Here is a 16,772-nt window from a genome sequence, read left to right as displayed (position 1 = left end):
TAATCTAAATTATTTTGCCACTACTTTAACTGCCAAAGTACCTGTAACATCCTTGTGAAGCTTAATGTTTACATTGTATGTTCCAAGAGACTTAATGGCATCGGGAATAACAATTTTTTTCTTATCAATGTCCATGTTAAGCTGTTTCTTTGCTTCAAGGGCGATTTCCTTGCTGGAGATTGAACCAAATACCTTTCCTTCAACTCCTGCCCGGATTCTTACGATAATGGACTTATTTTTAAGGTCTTCAGCTAAAGCTTTAGCTGCCTCTAATTTTTCCTTTGCTACCTTTTCTTCATTCTGTTTATGAAGCTTTAAATCGTTAAGATTCTTCCCTGTAGCTTCAAGTCCTAAATTTTTCTTTAAAATAAAATTTCTGGCATAACCGTCGTTTACTTCTACTATCTGACCCTTTTTACCAAGAGTTTTAACATCTTCTAATAAAATAACTTTCATTATATGTCACCCTCCTCTAATTTTCTTTCTATAATATCTTTTAAATGTTCAATGACTTCCTCTACGCTGCTATCCTTAACCTGGGCTCCTGCTAAGTTCATATGTCCGCCACCGCCAAATTCTTCCATAATAACCTGTACGTTTACTTTATCTACGGAACGGGCGCTAATATATATCTGGTCTCCATAAGGAGTAAACACAAAGGATGCTTTTATATCCTTTATATTTAAAAGTTCATTTGCTGCCTGAGCCCCAACGACAGTAGGCGAAGATACATCCTGTGCGTTACATACGGATATGGCATATTCATCCATAAATACTTCCGTATTTTCAATGGCTTTGGCTTTTGCCTTATAATCATTTAAATCATCTCTGAACATTCTGCGAACCTTTGTAATGTCGGCTCCATTTTTCTTTAAATAAGCTGCTGCCTCAAAAGTTCTTACACCGGTTCTGTTTATGAAATTGTTGGTATCAATCATAATACCGCCGTAAATTGCTTCTGCCTCTAGCTTGGTAAGCTTAACTGTTTCATTAATATATTGCATAATCTCTACAACCATTTCACATGTAGAAGATGATGATAATTCAATATAAGATAACTGTGCATTGTCAATAACGTCCGTACTTTGTCTGTGATGGTCAAATACCAAAAGACACTGGGAACGTCTTACCAATTCAGGATATTCCGTATAATTTGCCCTGCTTACATCCACCACAATTAAGGCATCATTTTTAGTCATTTTAAGGGCTGCTTCCTGACCTGTAATAAACATATCCTCGTCGTATATTTCCATTTCCTTAAAAGCTTCTACTAGCGGAACAACACTGCTGCTTACCTCACCTAATACAATGTGGGCATCTTTTCCTATGGTTTTTGCAATTCTGTAAAATCCAATAGATGCTCCAAAGGAATCATTGTCCCCAATGTGGTGTCCCATAATGTATATGGTTTCCTTTGTTTCAATTAAATCACGAAAGGCTGTTGCCTTAACTCTTGATTTAACCTTTGTATTTTTTTCAACGGACTTTGTTTTTCCACCGTAATAATAAACCTTGTTGCCATCCTTCAATACCGCCTGGTCGCCGCCACGACCTAATGCCATGTCAATGGCAGTTCCTGCCAGGTCATAATTTTCAACCAATGTACTGCTTCCCATACCTATACCAATACTTATGGTAATTGGAAGCCCGTTTCCAATATTAACCGTCTTAACCTCGTCTAATACTGAAAATTTATTTGTCTGCATTTTACTTATATACTTTGTCTTGAAAATAACGAAATACTTATCGTTTTCCAGTTTTCGCACAATTCCGTCATACTGGGCAAAATATTTATTAATTTTTCTGTCAATAAGAGCAACCAAAAGTGTTCTTCTTGTTGCCTCAATACTTTGAAGCACCTCGTCGTAATTATCAATATATATATGTCCTGTAACTAAACGTTCTTCCCTGTTTTCCTTAGTCAGCTGTCTTACGTGGGTTTCATCAAACATATACATGGAAATAAGGGTTCCGCTACTTTCAGACAAAGCCGCAAGAGGACTTTCCTCACTGTTTCTCATATCAAACAGCTTAAGAACTACTCTGTATTCTCCCTGTTCCATTTCCACGTCAAATTCATTTCTTCCACTTTCGTCAAACTCTAAATATTCCGGTTTAAAGCTTTCAAAAAGTGCCATTGCAGATTTGCTTCTTACATCTTTTCCCTTAAAAGTATTTTCCATCTCAATATTAGTCCATAAAATCTTTCCATCCATGTCTAAAAGACTATAGGGAATTTCCATTTCACGAAGCATATGCCTTTGAACCTGACTGTAATCAGCCCCAAATTCCACCAGCATTTTCGTTATATTAGGTTTAAATCCTAAATATGCAATAACCGTTAAAACTAAATATACACCCTCGGCTAATGCCATAAAAATTCCGGCTTTAATATCCACTGCAAACATTACCACAGTAATAATTAACCAAAATGCATTGTAATAAGCCGGCCACTTAAGGTATTGCTTCATCTGACCCTTCAGTCGTAATCCTTTTCTTTTCTCTTTCATGGTTTCCTTATCCATATATCGCTCCATCACGCCTGTTTAACGCAGTTTACAATATTTTTTAAGATATTTGTAATATATTTTACGTCTCTTAATGCCTCTTAGTATACCATTTTTCCGTAAATAATAAAAGCATATAGTTTTGCAGGTGCAACTTATCCCTTTTCTAATTTACTTTTTTATGTTTTTGTCTTAAAATAATGCTGTGAATTAAGATTATGAACGGAGATTATTTATGTTTAGAGTTTGGGCAAGAACCTTTAAAAGTAACAAAATGCTTAAAAGCACCACAATAGAACTGGATATTCCTAACGAAACAAGAACTCACAAAGTGTTTATGGCACTGGAGCAGGTTTGTGAGGAATTTGATTTAAGCAATCCTATCTGGCTGGATACAAATATTAATGAATTTAAACGTATCGCCCGCACAAGGTTTTATTCTGACAGTTTTGTTGAAACTATAGATTTTGATTATTTGGATTTTTACGTTATAGAAGAGGATGATGTTTAGTATTTACATCACCATAAATACTAAACATATCCTAAAACTAATTTTCACATCAAATATTTAGCTTTCCACTTTTGTCTTGTCTTTTCCGTTATTTTTTTCTTCCATTTTTCTTAGAATTATTTCCCCTTTTTTCTGCATATACACTGCTATTGCTTCTTTAAGTAATTTCTTTGAAATCATATCCTTCATCTCTTTACACCTCACTTATTTTTCTTAAGAGAACTTTTTTGGCATATATAGTACACTATATATAAATCTCTCTATATATACCAACGTGTGAAAAAGCATTTCGGAACAAAACTTTTTTATTTTCGTTGTTTTGCACAAATTTAGTTTTCTTTTTTGTACATTTATTCCCTACTTAGACATTGTTTTGCAAAAGGAATATGTAAACGTTCTTCTTTGGGTAAACTGTCCCATAACACTATTTTTCATTGCTGTTTCATGCATATATTTTAAAGCATCCTTTGCATTATTAAATTTTGCCTTTCCCTCATAATGCTTTATACACTCATCAGTTATGGCTCTTGCGTTTTTAGGATTTTGCCAGAACAAATCGCAGAAATAGGCAATTAACCGGCTGTTGGTAAGTCCATATTCACTGCGGGCAACATTTATTCTTACTGCCACATCTGACTGAACCTGTGATTTTTGTACTTCTATGCCAAAACTGCTGCCTAAAAGTGCCTTCACTGCCACTAATTCTTCCTCACTAAAGCTTCTGGCACCATTTTCCCAGCTATCTCCTGACAAAATATCCGAGTATAACTTATCAGCCTTTTTCTTTTGTTTCTTTTTAGAGCCGGTAAAGGAGTTGTTAATTATATCTCTCGCCTCCTCTACATTAGTGGCACATATTCTTTTAAGCAGATTATGGGCTCTTTCCCCATACCACTGCCATGCCCCTACTGTAATGGTCTTTTCTCCTTTAAACTGAGCCAAACCATTTCTGGCTGCCATATAGTTTCCCGACTCATTTTGTGCCAAAAGTGAAATAATGCTGTTGGTAAGTTCATCACTTCCGCTAAAAGAACCTACATTTATTACACTTTGAAGCTGAGCCTGATACTCTAACTCCTGTTCTTCTTTATAATCTTCATATTCTGACTTTGTCATTGCCGACTCTGCCACAATATCAATAGCTACGGAAGAAACCGGCACCCATCCTGTTATGGATTCCGTCCTTTGAACCCTGAGATATTTTTTATTATTGCTAAATCCGATAACCGGATATGAACGTCCTGAATATCCCATGCCTACAGCCACATCTTTTCCTTTAGCTTCACTTTTTAACGCCACATCTTTTGTAAATTTCGCCTCTATTAAATTGTCATCTAATAAAACCGTCTCCACATCGCTGTCCACCACAACATCTTTAACAGACACATATCCGGTAATTTTTCCTGACTTTATTTTATATTTCTTACCGTCCTGCTCAACAACCTTCATTATTCCTTTATCCGGCAGATAACCGATAACTTTTGACTTTTTATCTTTTGTTTTGTAGATTTTGGCACACTCATCGTCGTTGTCACTTAAATCAACTACACCCATATCAAATATTTTCTTTTTATATTTATCAATTTCAGATAATTTGGTTTTCTTTTTATTCTTTTTCTTAACCGTCTTCTTTTGAAGCTTTGTAACATTTAAATCTTTATTTAATACGCTGATATTATTTCCTATGGTTTCAATATTATTTTGTATATTTATTGCTCCTAAATCAGCTGCCGGTGTATCAGCAGATACACACAATGTTAAAATCATACCTAAAATTAACGCTTTTGCTCGCATTTTCCGTCCATCCTTTCAAATAAATTTCAAGGCTTTTGTTAGTCTTTCTATTCAACATTATCATTATATCACCGGTGACAAATACCACCAGTAATTTACCCTATATTTCATAGAATTTTAACAATTTTATATCTCCCCTATTTGTTTATATCCATTATCATCCAAATTTAGCATAATTACCCCACAGTTTTTCTGTAGCCCCCCCGACCAATATTCATCAATGCCGTGATTTAACACGTAGCACATAATGCCTTTATTCATTGCCCCATGTCCTGCAATCAGCACTCTGTTTAGCTTGTTTCTTTGTGGCTCAATAACCTGTTTCATAAACTCATTTGTTCTATGACACACTTCCTCAAAGGATTCCCCGTTTTCAGGTGGAATGTAATGCCCCGGATCATCAAAAAACTTACAAAAAGAGTTGCTTTTGTCCTTTTTTAGCTGGTCTGCCTGCATTCCTTCATTTATTCCGAAATTAATTTCCCTTAATCTATCATCCTTTATAATAGGTATATTACGCTCTCCCCTAATAATGCATGCTGTTTCGTATGCACGGTTAAGAGGTGAACTGTAAATTACATCAAAATCCACATTTTCAAGCTGTTTTCCCCTTTCTCTTGCCTCATTTCGTCCTACTTCACTTAAATCAATATTCCTGTTTCCCTGAAGACGTTTTGATTTATTCCAAAGGGTTTCACCATGTCTTACAATATATATTTCCATTTATTTCTCCTTTAAATGCTTTTGCCTTATGAATTATAGCACTATGATCTTTTTACTTCAAACCGTGTTTATTGACAATATCCTATTTTTTACTTATAATCATTTAAAACCATTGTTATGGAGTGGATTTTTTTAAGACTTAGGTTTTATTTTCGCCACACAGCTTAATACAAGTTGTGTGGCTTTTATATTGTCAAAAAAGGAGAATTATAATGAATCAGACTTTTATGAAGGAAAAGCCGATTTTTCCACTGGTTTTATCCATGGCTTTGCCTATGACTATATCTATGCTGGTAAATGCCTTATATAATATAGTAGACAGTTATTTTGTTGCCAGTATCAGCGAAAGCGCAATGACTGCTTTGTCACTGGTTTATCCTATACAAAACATAGTAACCGCAGTAACTGTTGGCTTTGGTATTGGAATTAATGCCCTGGTGGCTTTTTTTCTTGGGGCTGATGATAAGCATATGGCTAACCGTGCCACATCTCTTGGAATGCTGTGCAATTTTATTCACGGAATACTTTTAACTATTATCTGTATTTCCATAATGCCCGGCTATCTTGGGCTTTTTACGGAAGATGCAGGAGTAATTTCTCAGGGACTTACTTATTCCCGCATTGTTTTTGCTTTTTCCATACCTATATCCGTGTCTATTAGCTTTGAAAAAATTTTTCAGGCTGTTGGGCGTATGAAGGTTTCAATGGTATGCATGATGATTGGGTGTGTTGCTAATATTATTTTGGATCCGTTTTTTATATTTGGAATTGGATTTTTCCCAAAACTCGGGATTGAAGGTGCGGCTATTGCCACTGTAATAGGTCAGATTGCCACCCTTTTAGGATATGTTTTGGTTTATTTTTTAAGACCTATGCCTGTTAAAATCAGAATTTCTGATATGGGATTTGATTTAACATTATTAAAAAGATTATATGTTGTGGGATTTCCGGCAACTCTTAACTTGGCTCTGCCTTCACTTCAGGTATCTGTTCTTAACAGGATTCTTGCAGTCTACTCAGGCAGTTATGTTTTAGTTTTAGGTGCCTACTACAAGCTTCAGACGTTTTTGTACCTTACGGCAAATGGTGTGGTGCAGGGAATGCGCCCTCTCATATCCTATAATTATGGTGCCGGTGAAAAGGTACGTGTCCAAAAGATTTTTAAAACAGCTCTTAGCATAATCATTGCCGTTATGGCTCTTGGAACCGTCCTTTGCCTGTGGATTCCTCAGTATCTTATTGGACTATTCTCCGACAATGAAGCCACCATTGAAATCGGTTGTACCGCTCTTCGCTTTATTAGTGCAGGATTTATTGTTTCTTCCCTGTCTATCACGATATCCGGTTCCTTAGAAGCTTTGGGAAAGGGATTTTCTTCCCTTGTTATTTCAATGTTGAGATACATTGTAGTTATGTTAGGACTTGCTTTCATATTAAATCACTTCTATGGTACTTACGGAGTTTGGGCAAGTTTCGGTGTCACAGAACTTATTACCGCCTTGTTCGCCTATGTTATCCACAAAAAAAGTGGATGCGGGGCAGTTAAGTGAGGTGGTTAACGTATATTCACATCGCTTTCTAGTGATAGAATATTGTCCTTAGGTGACAATATTCTATTATCATGAGTTGCCACAACCACCATTGAATTGTTTTCTGTATTTATCTGCCTTAATTCTCTCATGATTATCCGGGCATTATCAGCATCTAATGAAGCCGTTGGTTCATCTGCAATAATAACATCCGGATTATTTATAAGTGCCCTTGCCATTTCAACTCTTTGCTTTTCTCCACCAGACAATTTTTCCACAATAACATTTTTTAAGTTGCCAATTCCCAGTCTTTCCAGTAGTCCGAAAGCCTTGGTATAGGCGTTGCCATTCACCTTTCCACCAATATATATGGGCAGTAACACATTGTCTAATACCGATAGCTTAGATATTAACATAGCTTCCTGATGTACATATCCTATTCTGGAATTTCTATATTTTAATATTTCTTTTTTATTTTTATATTTAATGGGACTTCCGTCAAAATAATAAACTCCCCTGTCCATTTTTTCCACAAGTCCGATTATATTCAATAACGTTGTCTTTCCTGTTCCGGAATCACCTACAATAAAGTTAATTTTCTCACTATCCAATTTCAGAGAATAATCACTGAAAATTTGTTTACTCCTAAAATAATCCACTTGATATTTTTTATACATATTGTGTATTTCAATCTTCATTTTCTTTTCCTTAATAAAATCTACTTTATTTTATGCAACATTAACATGGTATAAATTCCCTGTAGTCCCATAATTATTGCAAACAATGAGCCAATTATTATATAGCTGCTTTCACTGTATAGTATTTTTTGAACTTCTCCATTATTTCTACTGTTGCACAAAATCTCTATTATAAAAACTATTCCAAAGGCAACTATGCACTGTAAAAGCATATCTAACATACATAATGCAAATATTTTTTTCTTAGACATTCCCAATGCATAAAACACTTTATATATTTCCAGATTTAAGTTATAAATCATTGCCGATATTAGAACAAAGCTATTAATGATTAATACCCCAAACATTAATATGTATATGCCTGATGTACTAAGTTTTTCTCTCATTTCATTGCTTGAGTTCCTTTTCACCTCTTCAAAGGATGTTATATCATAATTTGAAAAGGCTTTCCTTATATCCTGTTCATTTCCCTTTGCAATTAAAGATATAATTGAAACCTTTCCCGTAATACTTTTAGCCATCTCTTTACTATTTGTAATAAGGCAATTATTATCCATTTTCTCTAACATCAGCTGATAGTCCATTTGTTTTCCACCTGAATTAAGTTTTGCAAATACAAAATCCTTTTTTAATATTCCACTCACCTTGCCTTTAACCTGTGTGCCTGTACTTAATGTTATTTTTATTATATCTCCTATTTTATATTTGCGATTCCAATCATAGCCTAAAATAAACTGCTGTTTCTTTTTCCCTTCAAACCACATTCCATATTTCAGCTTATACCGGATTTTTTCCATGGTATCATTAACATATATCACAGTTACATACTCCCCATTTAGCTGTGCATTTCCCTGTAATTCATAACCTACCTCAATTCCGTACCTACCCTGAATATCCCTGCATTTCTTTGTCAATGTATTTACATCCTGTGATTCATTAACACAGTTTGATATATAGTACATATCACTATCATAGCGTATGCTTTCATTTATATTTTTTTGTTCCCAAAGATCAAATACTTCTCCCTTGATAAATAGCACAAATATTATTATCTGTATTATAAACAGAATTTTATATTTTCCGTTTACCTGTAATGTTTTTAAAAAAAGTGTCACTTTTTTTCTCCTTAATTTCTACTGCCCCAAACACACTTATTACCAAACCAAATGCCAGTGAATAAATCCCCCAAAAAACAGGCAACTCATAAATCACAAATTTAATAACCTGACTAATTGATATGAACCACCCTCTGGAAATCAGCAATATTCCAACAGCCGTTCCTAAATAAGCTAACAGAAAAAACATCAATTCAAAAATGTAATAGCATAATATAATTTTTTTCTTTCCTGCACCATATTTGTAAAATATTTTAAATAAATTACAATTTCTTCCTGTATATTCCCCAAAAAATATCAGATAGCCTACTGCAAAAAGAATCAGTACAATTTGAATATTTATATTTATCACATTTTCTATTGTATATTCTCCCCAATAATAACAGGAAATAAAATATATACAAAAAATGCATATTAGTTGAAATGTCAGTAATGTTCTAAATAATATATTATTTTTTATTAATGTTTTAAAAAAAATTTTAACCATAATGTTGATATATAAATAATGAGGCTATAAATAGCCTCATTATTTATCAAAAAATTTTGCAATACCTTTCTCTATTTTTGTATTATTTAACAGATGAATAATCAATATCGATAATATTATTCCTATAAAATTCAAAATAACATCATCCACATCACATACTTTATTAGGAAATTTTGTGATTATATCTATAATATACTGTGTTATTTCTATAAAAACAATAGCCATAAAGCAATAAACAATGCATTTTCTGTAAGATTTTATAAAAAAAACATAATACAAAAAAAATACTAAAGGCATCAATAAGAGAATGTTTCCTCCCACCTGTACAGCAAAATTATGCACGCTTCCGACTCCCGTAATGGTCCTAAATGGTACGAAATTTGCGTAATTCATTTTCATCTTTTCCACCATATCATCACTCATTGCCCTATTAAACACGATTCTAACTGGTGTGTATACAACCTTAACTAAACATAAAATATATAATTCAAACAAAATCAAACCATATATGTTATACTTGTTTTTCTTTTTCAGTTTATATATTAATAATGTAATACACAGTATTAATATATATAATAGGGCAAAAATTTCTAAATGTAAATCAATTACTATCATTTAGACCTCCATGCCTATGGAGCATCCCATGTAAATGTAACTGTTCCCTCCACATGATATCTATACGGAGATGACAAATATACCCTGTAGGTAGCCTTTTCTTTTGTCGTAAATGTTACTGTTTTAAACTCGTGACTATTAACACTCTTGGACGAAATGTCAGCGCCCCCCCAACCATACCAACGTTTTTGTTCAACATAAATATCAATTGGACAATCATAACTTCTGACACAATTAGGTTGCATACCTACCTTTAATTTGCCTTTCTTTTTTATGTTCATTGACTTACTATAAACCCCCGCACTCATAGAGTATGTTGTTTTACGAATCTTTGTATCCGCAAACACAACCGTTGTTGACAAAACTGTTATAATCAGAATTGCCAACACTTGTTTTAAATGATGTTTCATATAGATAACCTCCATTCCTTTCAATTTTTTCTACATTTTTCCAATGTAAACATCCCTCCCATTTTACATTTATTTTTATATGAAGTCAAATATTTTTTACTTTTTCATCTTTTTTGCAAATATTAAAATTAACATTTTATTCTATATCAATTCGATTTTTAACTATATTTTTATTCCCACTTCATATTTTATAGTAGCCTTTATAAATATTATTACTGTCTGCACTCCCTTTGTTTTAATGGGATTTCTCTATTCTTGTTTTTATCATTGTTCGTGATATGTCTTTCGATTGGTGTAGTAATTGGTGTAGTAGAAAACTAGGTTTGTATCTCCCAAATTATGAGATTTTTATATTATTTAATTTGCTCAACTCCTGTTGTTTCTTTTCTTCGGTAACATGCGTATAGATATTCATTGTCGTTTTAATATCAGCATGCCCCATTATGGATTGGGTTGTTTTCACGTTTAAATCATTTTCACATAATCTTGTACAAAATGTATGTCGCATTATATGTGCAGAAAACTCTGGCATTTCTATTGCTTCTCTGTTTTCTTTTTCCGCCTTTTGTATTTCCTGCTCCTGCTCTCTTAATTCAATTATATTATTTGCATATATTGTCTGTCGCTCGCCTGTATCATCCGTAAAGCGATACATATACAGACCGTCTTTTCTTTGGCTTTCTCCTACTTTTAAAACTCTGCCCTTTGAATCTACTCGCTTTTTTCTTGCCATAGTTTTATATCCTTTCTGAAATTAGTTTGAAAGAATACTCACACTATGATAAGATTATTTCGTAGTGCAGAGTATTCTTATTTTGTACTAAGTCAATGGGTTAGTCATTCGCTTTGGTCGGGGAGTGACTAACTTTTTTATTTACCTAATAACAAGTTTATTCCCTGTCGTATGGCTTCGCCTTTGGTTATATTGTTTTTCTTGCAATACTCTTGTAATGCCTGTTCCGTTTTAATATCTAAACGGACGCTAAACCTTATATCCTTTTTTACGTCAGCACTTGCTTTCGGTCTGCCGACTTTTTGTGACACTATCTTTTCACTTCCTTTCTATTTTTGTCACACCTATATTGTAATATTTGTCACGCAAAAATTCAACTATGAATTTTAATCAATGTATGTATCTAAAACTTTGCTTGCTGTCGGAATATCGATTCTTACGGATTTTCCAAAACGCTTTATTGCTCCTGTTCCGTCAAGCAAATTCATAAGGGTATTTCTTCCAAGTTTGTAATAATCACAAGCCTGTGGAACTGTTGCATATTTTTCTATTGTATCTGAATAACTGCCTTTTCGCATAAATAGCACTTCCTTTCAATCATATTAAATATTATCGTAGCCTGTAAATTTTTATTTGTTTCAGTTCCTCATCTGATATGGCATGAAACTCTTCATCCCTATGCAGATATTTTTCAACAGAATCATATACGTCTAGCGTTCCATCTGCATGATAGTGGTGTACTTCATGAATCCTGCGTAGAAATGCCTGCCAAGATTCAGGACTGTTTTTTTGTACCTCTGAATACTGCATTTCCAAACTCCAATTAGATATTATGTAAACTCTGCTGTAGCAGGCAAATTTATTGCTGTACCTTGCAGGAAGTTCAATCGGATATATGTCACAGTAGTTGAGCATATCAGATATTTTTATACCCGACCTAAATTCGTCGAAGGCAATTACTTCCTGCGTTCCATAACCATCAAAAGGATGTAAATAGTCACTGACCCTGTACACATTGGAATTGCCGTGTTCGTCTAATACCCCTCGGGTTTTGCCAGTGCCTGTTGCACCATAGATATATATCACTTTTAAATCCAATCGTCTTTCATTCTTGTATTTTTCCGTTAACAGCATAGTTCGGACTTTATCCAGTTTGTCAATGTTCAAGATATAATCATTATTTATAGCCAAAATTTCAGCGTTTGAGTATCCGTTTTTTATCATCTCATAGAGTTCTTCCATGTCGGCTTTTTTACCTCTTTGTGTGGGAATCTCTCCCCATTCCTCAAAAGTACCTTCAACGCTTGTTTCTGCCTTGTTTGTTTCTGCCCATTTTCCTGTTTTCTTAATATATTCAACATTAGATTGAGCAGAGCCTTTGGCAATTTCAATATGTGCTTCATCAAAATTTTTCTTCACTTTCGACCAACGAACTCTAGAAGAAAAGACAACATAGATATGCGTATGATACGTACCCTGTCCCCCGATTTCATCAGCCATACAGAAATACTTTAAAGTGGTAAAATTCATAATCAGTGTTTCTTTTATCTTTTCGTGAGTATAACCATATTCAACAGGGTTATTGATTGTAAGTTGAAAGGCATTTCTCTGCACATTCTTTATGTTTTCCTGTTGCAATTTTTATCAACTCCTTTCCTTACATATAAACTAACACATTACTTCGTTTATTCAAATTTCAATGCTCACCCCTAAAAGTAGGAGAGTACAAAGCTTATTTTGTTCGATTTGTTCATTTGGTGCGAACAGGAATTTTGAACCTTAAAACCCTTCATTTATGGGGATTTTATTAATGATTTTATTTGTTTGTGCATGGCACGGTAGTATTTACCAGTTTTGCTAAGGAAGCTTTTCCTATTATCAGATATCGTACAAAGGACATTACATATATCACAAGAGAGAAATGTAAATGTGGCAGAACTCACGCACGTATTCACAGACTTATGGGACGTTCAGATGACATGCTTATTATCAAGGGTGTTAATGTTTATCCTTCACAGGTTGAAGAAGTTCTTATTAAACACGGTATGCCTGCTAACTATCAGCTTATTGTTGACCGTGTAAATAACAGCGACACAATGGAAGTTTTAGTTGAGATGACACCTGAAATGTTTTCTGATACAGTTAGCTCAATTGAATCCAAGGAGAAAGAAATTGTTGCTGCTCTTAAGAGCATGCTTGGCATTTATGCTAAAGTTAAATTGGTTGAACCAAAGTCAATTACACGTTCAGAAGGAAAAGCTGTCCGTGTTATAGATAAACGTAAAATTTAAGGAGGTTTTTATATGTATATTCATCAGATTTCAGTGTTCGTTGAAAACAAGCCGGGTAACATTGCAAACTTTACCAATTTTCTGGCTGAACACAAAATAGACATGCGAGCATTCCAGATTGCTGATTCAAGCGATTTTGGTATTATTCGTATTATTGTAGACGATTCTTTTAACACTCTTACTTTATTAAGAGACCATAATTGGGTATGTAATCTTGCACACGTCATTGGCGTAAAGCTTCCGGACGAGCCGGGTTCAATGTCTAAGGCAATGAATGTTATTGCTGCCAACGGATACAGCGTTGATTATGTTTATGCCTTCCTTGCAAGAGGCACAGACGATGCCCTTATGGTATTCCGTGTTAAGGACGAATACACAGACAAAGTCGCTTCATTATTGGTTAAGAACGGAATGAAAACTGTTGACCAGGAAGATTTGACTAAGATGTAGTTTAGACGTTGATATTATTATTGAGCTAAACGGCAAATGCCATTTAGCTCTTTTTTCGTAGCATTATAGCAATACAAAAAGCGCCCCTCTACCTAAAGGAACAGGGCGACTGCTACGGTTACCAGTTTTCCAAACCGCTCCATTGACAAAATTCTAAACTACAATTTTTCGACAGATGCGCCTGAAGAAAGCTAAACCCGACGATCACAAGACCGTCGGGTTTTTCGTTTTCTCACTATGTATTTACTTTATTTTTACATTTGTTCCGTCCAGGGATTTGTTTTATTTCGGAAGTTTTACTTCGCTCTGATCACTTTTTTAATCTGCGGTCCCTGACCATTGCTCTTATTTAATCCTGTATTCATATAAATGTTCAGCTTCTTACCAGTCTGTGCTCCCTTTGGCAGCCATACAGTGTAGCTTTTCTTATTGCCTTTTATCCATGTATCACCAATCCTCATACCGCCGATCTTCGGAACTTTCTTCTTCAATGTTACTTTTACTTTATATTTTGTCCATGTGTACGGTTTGTGGTAAATCGGTGGGTACCAGTAATCTCCACTCCAGTGTCCTGGAGATGTCCAGCCTCTTACTTTCACCTTTTTCTTCTGTACAATCTTAATAGACTTCACAGCCGGTTTTACTGCCGAACCAGTCTTCAATGTCACTACGTCAGACGGTGTACCGGTTGCTCCATTCGCATAAGCCTGCGTACGGAACTTATAAGTTGTCAACGGCTTCAGATTCTTTACTATAGTTGCTTTATAACAATTATAATCTTTCACCGTTTTTACAGTTGTCCACTTACCACCTTTGTAAATCTGAATTCTAGCATTTGTCCCCATCATCTTCGTGGATCCTACGGTTACTTTTGCATAATTATGATAAGTCACTACTGTAGGTTTTTTTAATTTCTCTACCGGTACATAAAGATTTGTTGTATAAGTCTTTCCATTCTTTGTTTTGAAGGTAAGCCAACTCTGTCTACCAGCTTTAATATTATAGATTGGAACTTCGCCATGAGCAACCTTGTTGCTGTTATAGTTCCATGTCTTTCCAGAAATATGATCGTATACTTCTACGATTTTATCATCGGAATTTGCAGGTACCGTCTCTGCAACGACTTTTATGTTTCCTAACTGTGATTTCTTTACTTCTTGATGAGAACATTTAATCTTCTCAGCCGAAATATAGTTATGTCCATTCAGATTAAAATCAAAAATTGCCGGGTAATAAGCACCCTTGCTAGTAGATATGCATACATAATATATTCCACGCGTTAGTACCTTTGCTCCAGGCTCCCACGCCTCTTTGCCATTGTATTGTGAGGATCCTTCGCTATAGATTTGATTATTATTAGAGTCATAGACACGAATGAACGTACGATTCTGTCCGAAATAAGTTGCTCTTTCTGTGTTAACAAGGTGGAAGCTTGGATCAATCACTGCTTTGTCTGCAACATTAAACTTGTACCAACGTTCATCTGTTCCCGTTCCTGTCAGACCTTCATAAAGACTGTACGGATGTCCGGATAACGGAATCTCATATGCTGTATCTTTTGTAAGACCAATCTCGTCTTCTTTGAATCCGATTTTTTGATCAATGAATTCTGCGGTGATAGTAATATCCGTATAAGCTGCTGCATTTCTTGTAAATTCCACTTCACAGGCCTTTTCTACCCACTGACACGGATATAAATAAAGTACATTTGCATCCTTTACTGCTGTAGCCATACGGCTGGCAACTTCATGACCGCCTATCCATAATTTCGTATGGTAATTCCGCATAGGAATATTGTGCGAAAATGTTACTTTCATCGGCCTCTGTGTATTATTTGTTACTTCAATATGCTGTTCAAGCCCATCTGTTCTCTCAAATTGTACTATTTGTGATCCTTCAGATTTAAATTCCACTGAGTGCGTAACAGATTCCGCTTTCACTCCAATATCAGTTGTGAACCAGCCACCTACAACCAGGGTGCATAGCAGCAATCCCTTCAGTAAATAGTTACCTATTCGTTTCGACTTTAATTTCCTCATAACTTGTCCCTCCTTCTTATCTTCTTTTAATAAGTTCCAGAATATCTTTTAAAAACGACACGATTTTTCTAGTTAAAGTATAACAAATGCATTCGTTTTTTACCCTGTACTCAAGGACAGGTTTTCGTTATTTTACTGAGAATTTCAATATGTAAACAAATATTTTCTGAACAAAGTGCGAATATTATTGAATTTTTTCCGGGCTACTCGGAATGATAAAGTTTTTATTTGTCACTGCGATTGCCAGCCGCGTCTTATTGGCATAACCGGTTTTTGACAAAATATTAGAGACATGGTATTTCACCGTCCTTACGGAAATGTTCATCCGCTCTGCGATCTCGCTGTACTCAAGCCCATCGCACACAAAGCGAAGCACTTCTATCTCTTTATTGGTAAATTCTGAACTATCCGCGAGACCAAGCTGTACGCTCGGTGTTTTATCTGGAAATACACTTTCCCCGTCCATCGTCCGATTGATCACATCAATCAATCGTTCAGGGCTAATATCCTTATACCAGAAGCTGTCTACTTTCGCCTCTCTTGCCCGCTGCAAATATCCGACTTCCACCATGGAAGTTACGATAATGATTTTTATATTTGGAAACTCTGCCTTTATTTCTGCTGCCGCTTCGATCCCATCTTTATTTCCGGCTGTGCATACGTCCATCAACACAAGGTCGATCCGCTGTCTTCTACATATAGCAAGGGCGACATCCGCCCCATTTACGCTTGCCGCAAACTCATAATTATTGCTCTCTGAGATGACCCTCTCCATATTTTCACGGGGCATTCTCTGATCCTCTACAATTAATACCTGTTTCATGCTCTCTCCTCTTGAAATGTAATCGTCAACGCAAAGTACGGAAATGA

General features: G+C 35.0%; 19 protein-coding genes and 1 pseudogene. 4 read left to right on the top strand and 16 right to left on the bottom strand.

Features of this window, described 5'->3' with window-relative positions:
* Positions 1 to 9: 9 nt before the first annotated feature.
* Positions 10 to 456 (bottom strand): 50S ribosomal protein L9, encoded by a 447-nt coding sequence (rplI, locus tag Q5O73_RS02625; RefSeq protein WP_302668981.1) that lies wholly within the window; start codon positions 454 to 456, stop codon positions 10 to 12.
* Positions 456 to 2,525, bottom strand: coding sequence for a DHH family phosphoesterase (locus Q5O73_RS02620; RefSeq protein ID WP_302668980.1), 2,070 nt, complete (start codon positions 2,523 to 2,525; stop codon positions 456 to 458). Before Q5O73_RS02620 ends, rplI begins: the two co-directional genes overlap by 1 nt.
* A gap of 217 nt (positions 2,526 to 2,742) precedes the next feature.
* Here Q5O73_RS02620 and Q5O73_RS02615 point away from each other — a divergent pair, with 217 nt between their 5' ends.
* Positions 2,743 to 3,018, top strand: coding sequence for a hypothetical protein (locus tag Q5O73_RS02615; protein WP_021953456.1), 276 nt, complete (start codon positions 2,743 to 2,745; stop codon positions 3,016 to 3,018).
* A gap of 57 nt (positions 3,019 to 3,075) precedes the next feature.
* Here the strand turns inward: Q5O73_RS02615 and Q5O73_RS02610 are convergent, their stop codons facing one another.
* The 3 genes from Q5O73_RS02610 to Q5O73_RS02600 form a co-directional block, all read right to left on the bottom strand.
* Positions 3,076 to 3,207 carry a hypothetical protein gene (locus tag Q5O73_RS02610; protein ID WP_302628832.1) on the bottom strand — a complete coding sequence of 44 codons (132 nt, stop codon included), beginning with the start codon at positions 3,205 to 3,207 and terminating at the stop codon, positions 3,076 to 3,078.
* Between the two features lie 168 nt (positions 3,208 to 3,375).
* On the bottom strand, positions 3,376 to 4,812 hold the full coding sequence (locus Q5O73_RS02605; RefSeq protein WP_302623927.1) for a hypothetical protein: 1,437 nt from the start codon (positions 4,810 to 4,812) through the stop codon (positions 3,376 to 3,378).
* A gap of 126 nt (positions 4,813 to 4,938) precedes the next feature.
* On the bottom strand, positions 4,939 to 5,535 hold the full coding sequence (locus tag Q5O73_RS02600; RefSeq protein ID WP_302668979.1) for a histidine phosphatase family protein: 597 nt from the start codon (positions 5,533 to 5,535) through the stop codon (positions 4,939 to 4,941).
* Positions 5,536 to 5,747: 212 nt separating this feature from the next.
* Between Q5O73_RS02600 and Q5O73_RS02595 the strand changes: the two genes are divergently transcribed.
* Positions 5,748 to 7,085 (top strand): MATE family efflux transporter, encoded by a 1,338-nt coding sequence (locus tag Q5O73_RS02595; protein WP_302668978.1) that lies wholly within the window; start codon positions 5,748 to 5,750, stop codon positions 7,083 to 7,085.
* A 5-nt stretch (positions 7,086 to 7,090) separates the two neighbouring features.
* Here Q5O73_RS02595 and Q5O73_RS02590 read toward each other — a convergent pair whose 3' ends face one another.
* From Q5O73_RS02590 to Q5O73_RS02550, 9 genes are all read right to left on the bottom strand, one after another.
* Complete coding sequence (locus Q5O73_RS02590; protein WP_118589493.1) at positions 7,091 to 7,762, bottom strand: ATP-binding cassette domain-containing protein; 672 nt, start codon at positions 7,760 to 7,762, stop codon at positions 7,091 to 7,093.
* A gap of 20 nt (positions 7,763 to 7,782) precedes the next feature.
* On the bottom strand, positions 7,783 to 8,877 hold the full coding sequence (locus tag Q5O73_RS02585) for an ABC transporter permease (protein WP_021953462.1): 1,095 nt from the start codon (positions 8,875 to 8,877) through the stop codon (positions 7,783 to 7,785).
* Positions 8,834 to 9,229 carry a hypothetical protein gene (locus Q5O73_RS02580; RefSeq protein WP_147365663.1) on the bottom strand — a complete coding sequence of 132 codons (396 nt, stop codon included), beginning with the start codon at positions 9,227 to 9,229 and terminating at the stop codon, positions 8,834 to 8,836. The genes Q5O73_RS02585 and Q5O73_RS02580 overlap by 44 nt, the downstream gene beginning before the upstream one ends.
* 174 nt (positions 9,230 to 9,403) lie before the next feature.
* On the bottom strand, positions 9,404 to 9,979 hold the full coding sequence (locus Q5O73_RS02575) for a VanZ family protein (RefSeq protein WP_021953464.1): 576 nt from the start codon (positions 9,977 to 9,979) through the stop codon (positions 9,404 to 9,406).
* A gap of 14 nt (positions 9,980 to 9,993) precedes the next feature.
* The gene (locus Q5O73_RS02570; protein WP_021953465.1) at positions 9,994 to 10,389 is read right to left on the bottom strand and encodes a hypothetical protein; all 396 of its coding nucleotides are present in this window, start codon (positions 10,387 to 10,389) and stop codon (positions 9,994 to 9,996) included.
* 337 nt (positions 10,390 to 10,726) lie between these two features.
* Positions 10,727 to 11,122 (bottom strand): integrase DNA-binding domain-containing protein, encoded by a 396-nt coding sequence (locus tag Q5O73_RS02565; protein WP_021953466.1) that lies wholly within the window; start codon positions 11,120 to 11,122, stop codon positions 10,727 to 10,729.
* Between the two features lie 137 nt (positions 11,123 to 11,259).
* Complete coding sequence (locus Q5O73_RS02560; RefSeq protein WP_118589494.1) at positions 11,260 to 11,433, bottom strand: ribbon-helix-helix protein, CopG family; 174 nt, start codon at positions 11,431 to 11,433, stop codon at positions 11,260 to 11,262.
* Between the two features lie 75 nt (positions 11,434 to 11,508).
* Positions 11,509 to 11,700, bottom strand: a complete 192-nt coding sequence (locus Q5O73_RS02555) for a DUF6462 family protein (protein WP_021953467.1) — start codon at positions 11,698 to 11,700, stop codon at positions 11,509 to 11,511.
* Between the two features lie 31 nt (positions 11,701 to 11,731).
* Complete coding sequence (locus Q5O73_RS02550; protein ID WP_207721409.1) at positions 11,732 to 12,760, bottom strand: hypothetical protein; 1,029 nt, start codon at positions 12,758 to 12,760, stop codon at positions 11,732 to 11,734.
* Between the two features lie 194 nt (positions 12,761 to 12,954).
* On the opposite strand from Q5O73_RS02550, the pseudogene Q5O73_RS02545 reads away from it, so the two are divergent.
* A pseudogene (locus Q5O73_RS02545) lies at positions 12,955 to 13,413 on the top strand (phenylacetate--CoA ligase family protein); the annotation flags it as partial.
* A gap of 12 nt (positions 13,414 to 13,425) precedes the next feature.
* Positions 13,426 to 13,863, top strand: coding sequence for an ACT domain protein (locus tag Q5O73_RS02540; protein WP_021953470.1), 438 nt, complete (start codon positions 13,426 to 13,428; stop codon positions 13,861 to 13,863).
* Positions 13,864 to 14,159: 296 nt separating this feature from the next.
* Here the strand turns inward: Q5O73_RS02540 and Q5O73_RS02535 are convergent, their stop codons facing one another.
* Positions 14,160 to 15,902, bottom strand: coding sequence for a fibronectin type III domain-containing protein (locus Q5O73_RS02535; RefSeq protein ID WP_021953471.1), 1,743 nt, complete (start codon positions 15,900 to 15,902; stop codon positions 14,160 to 14,162).
* Between the two features lie 184 nt (positions 15,903 to 16,086).
* Positions 16,087 to 16,725: a response regulator transcription factor gene (locus tag Q5O73_RS02530; RefSeq protein WP_021953472.1), complete on the bottom strand. Its 639-nt coding sequence runs from the start codon at positions 16,723 to 16,725 to the stop codon at positions 16,087 to 16,089.
* Positions 16,726 to 16,772: the final 47 nt, after the last annotated feature.

This window comes from Eubacterium sp. AF15-50 (assembly GCF_934835595.1).
GTDB classification, from domain to species: domain Bacteria; phylum Bacillota; class Clostridia; order Lachnospirales; family Lachnospiraceae; genus Eubacterium_G; species Eubacterium_G segne.
This window is presented reverse-complemented; position numbering and strand designations above follow the sequence as displayed.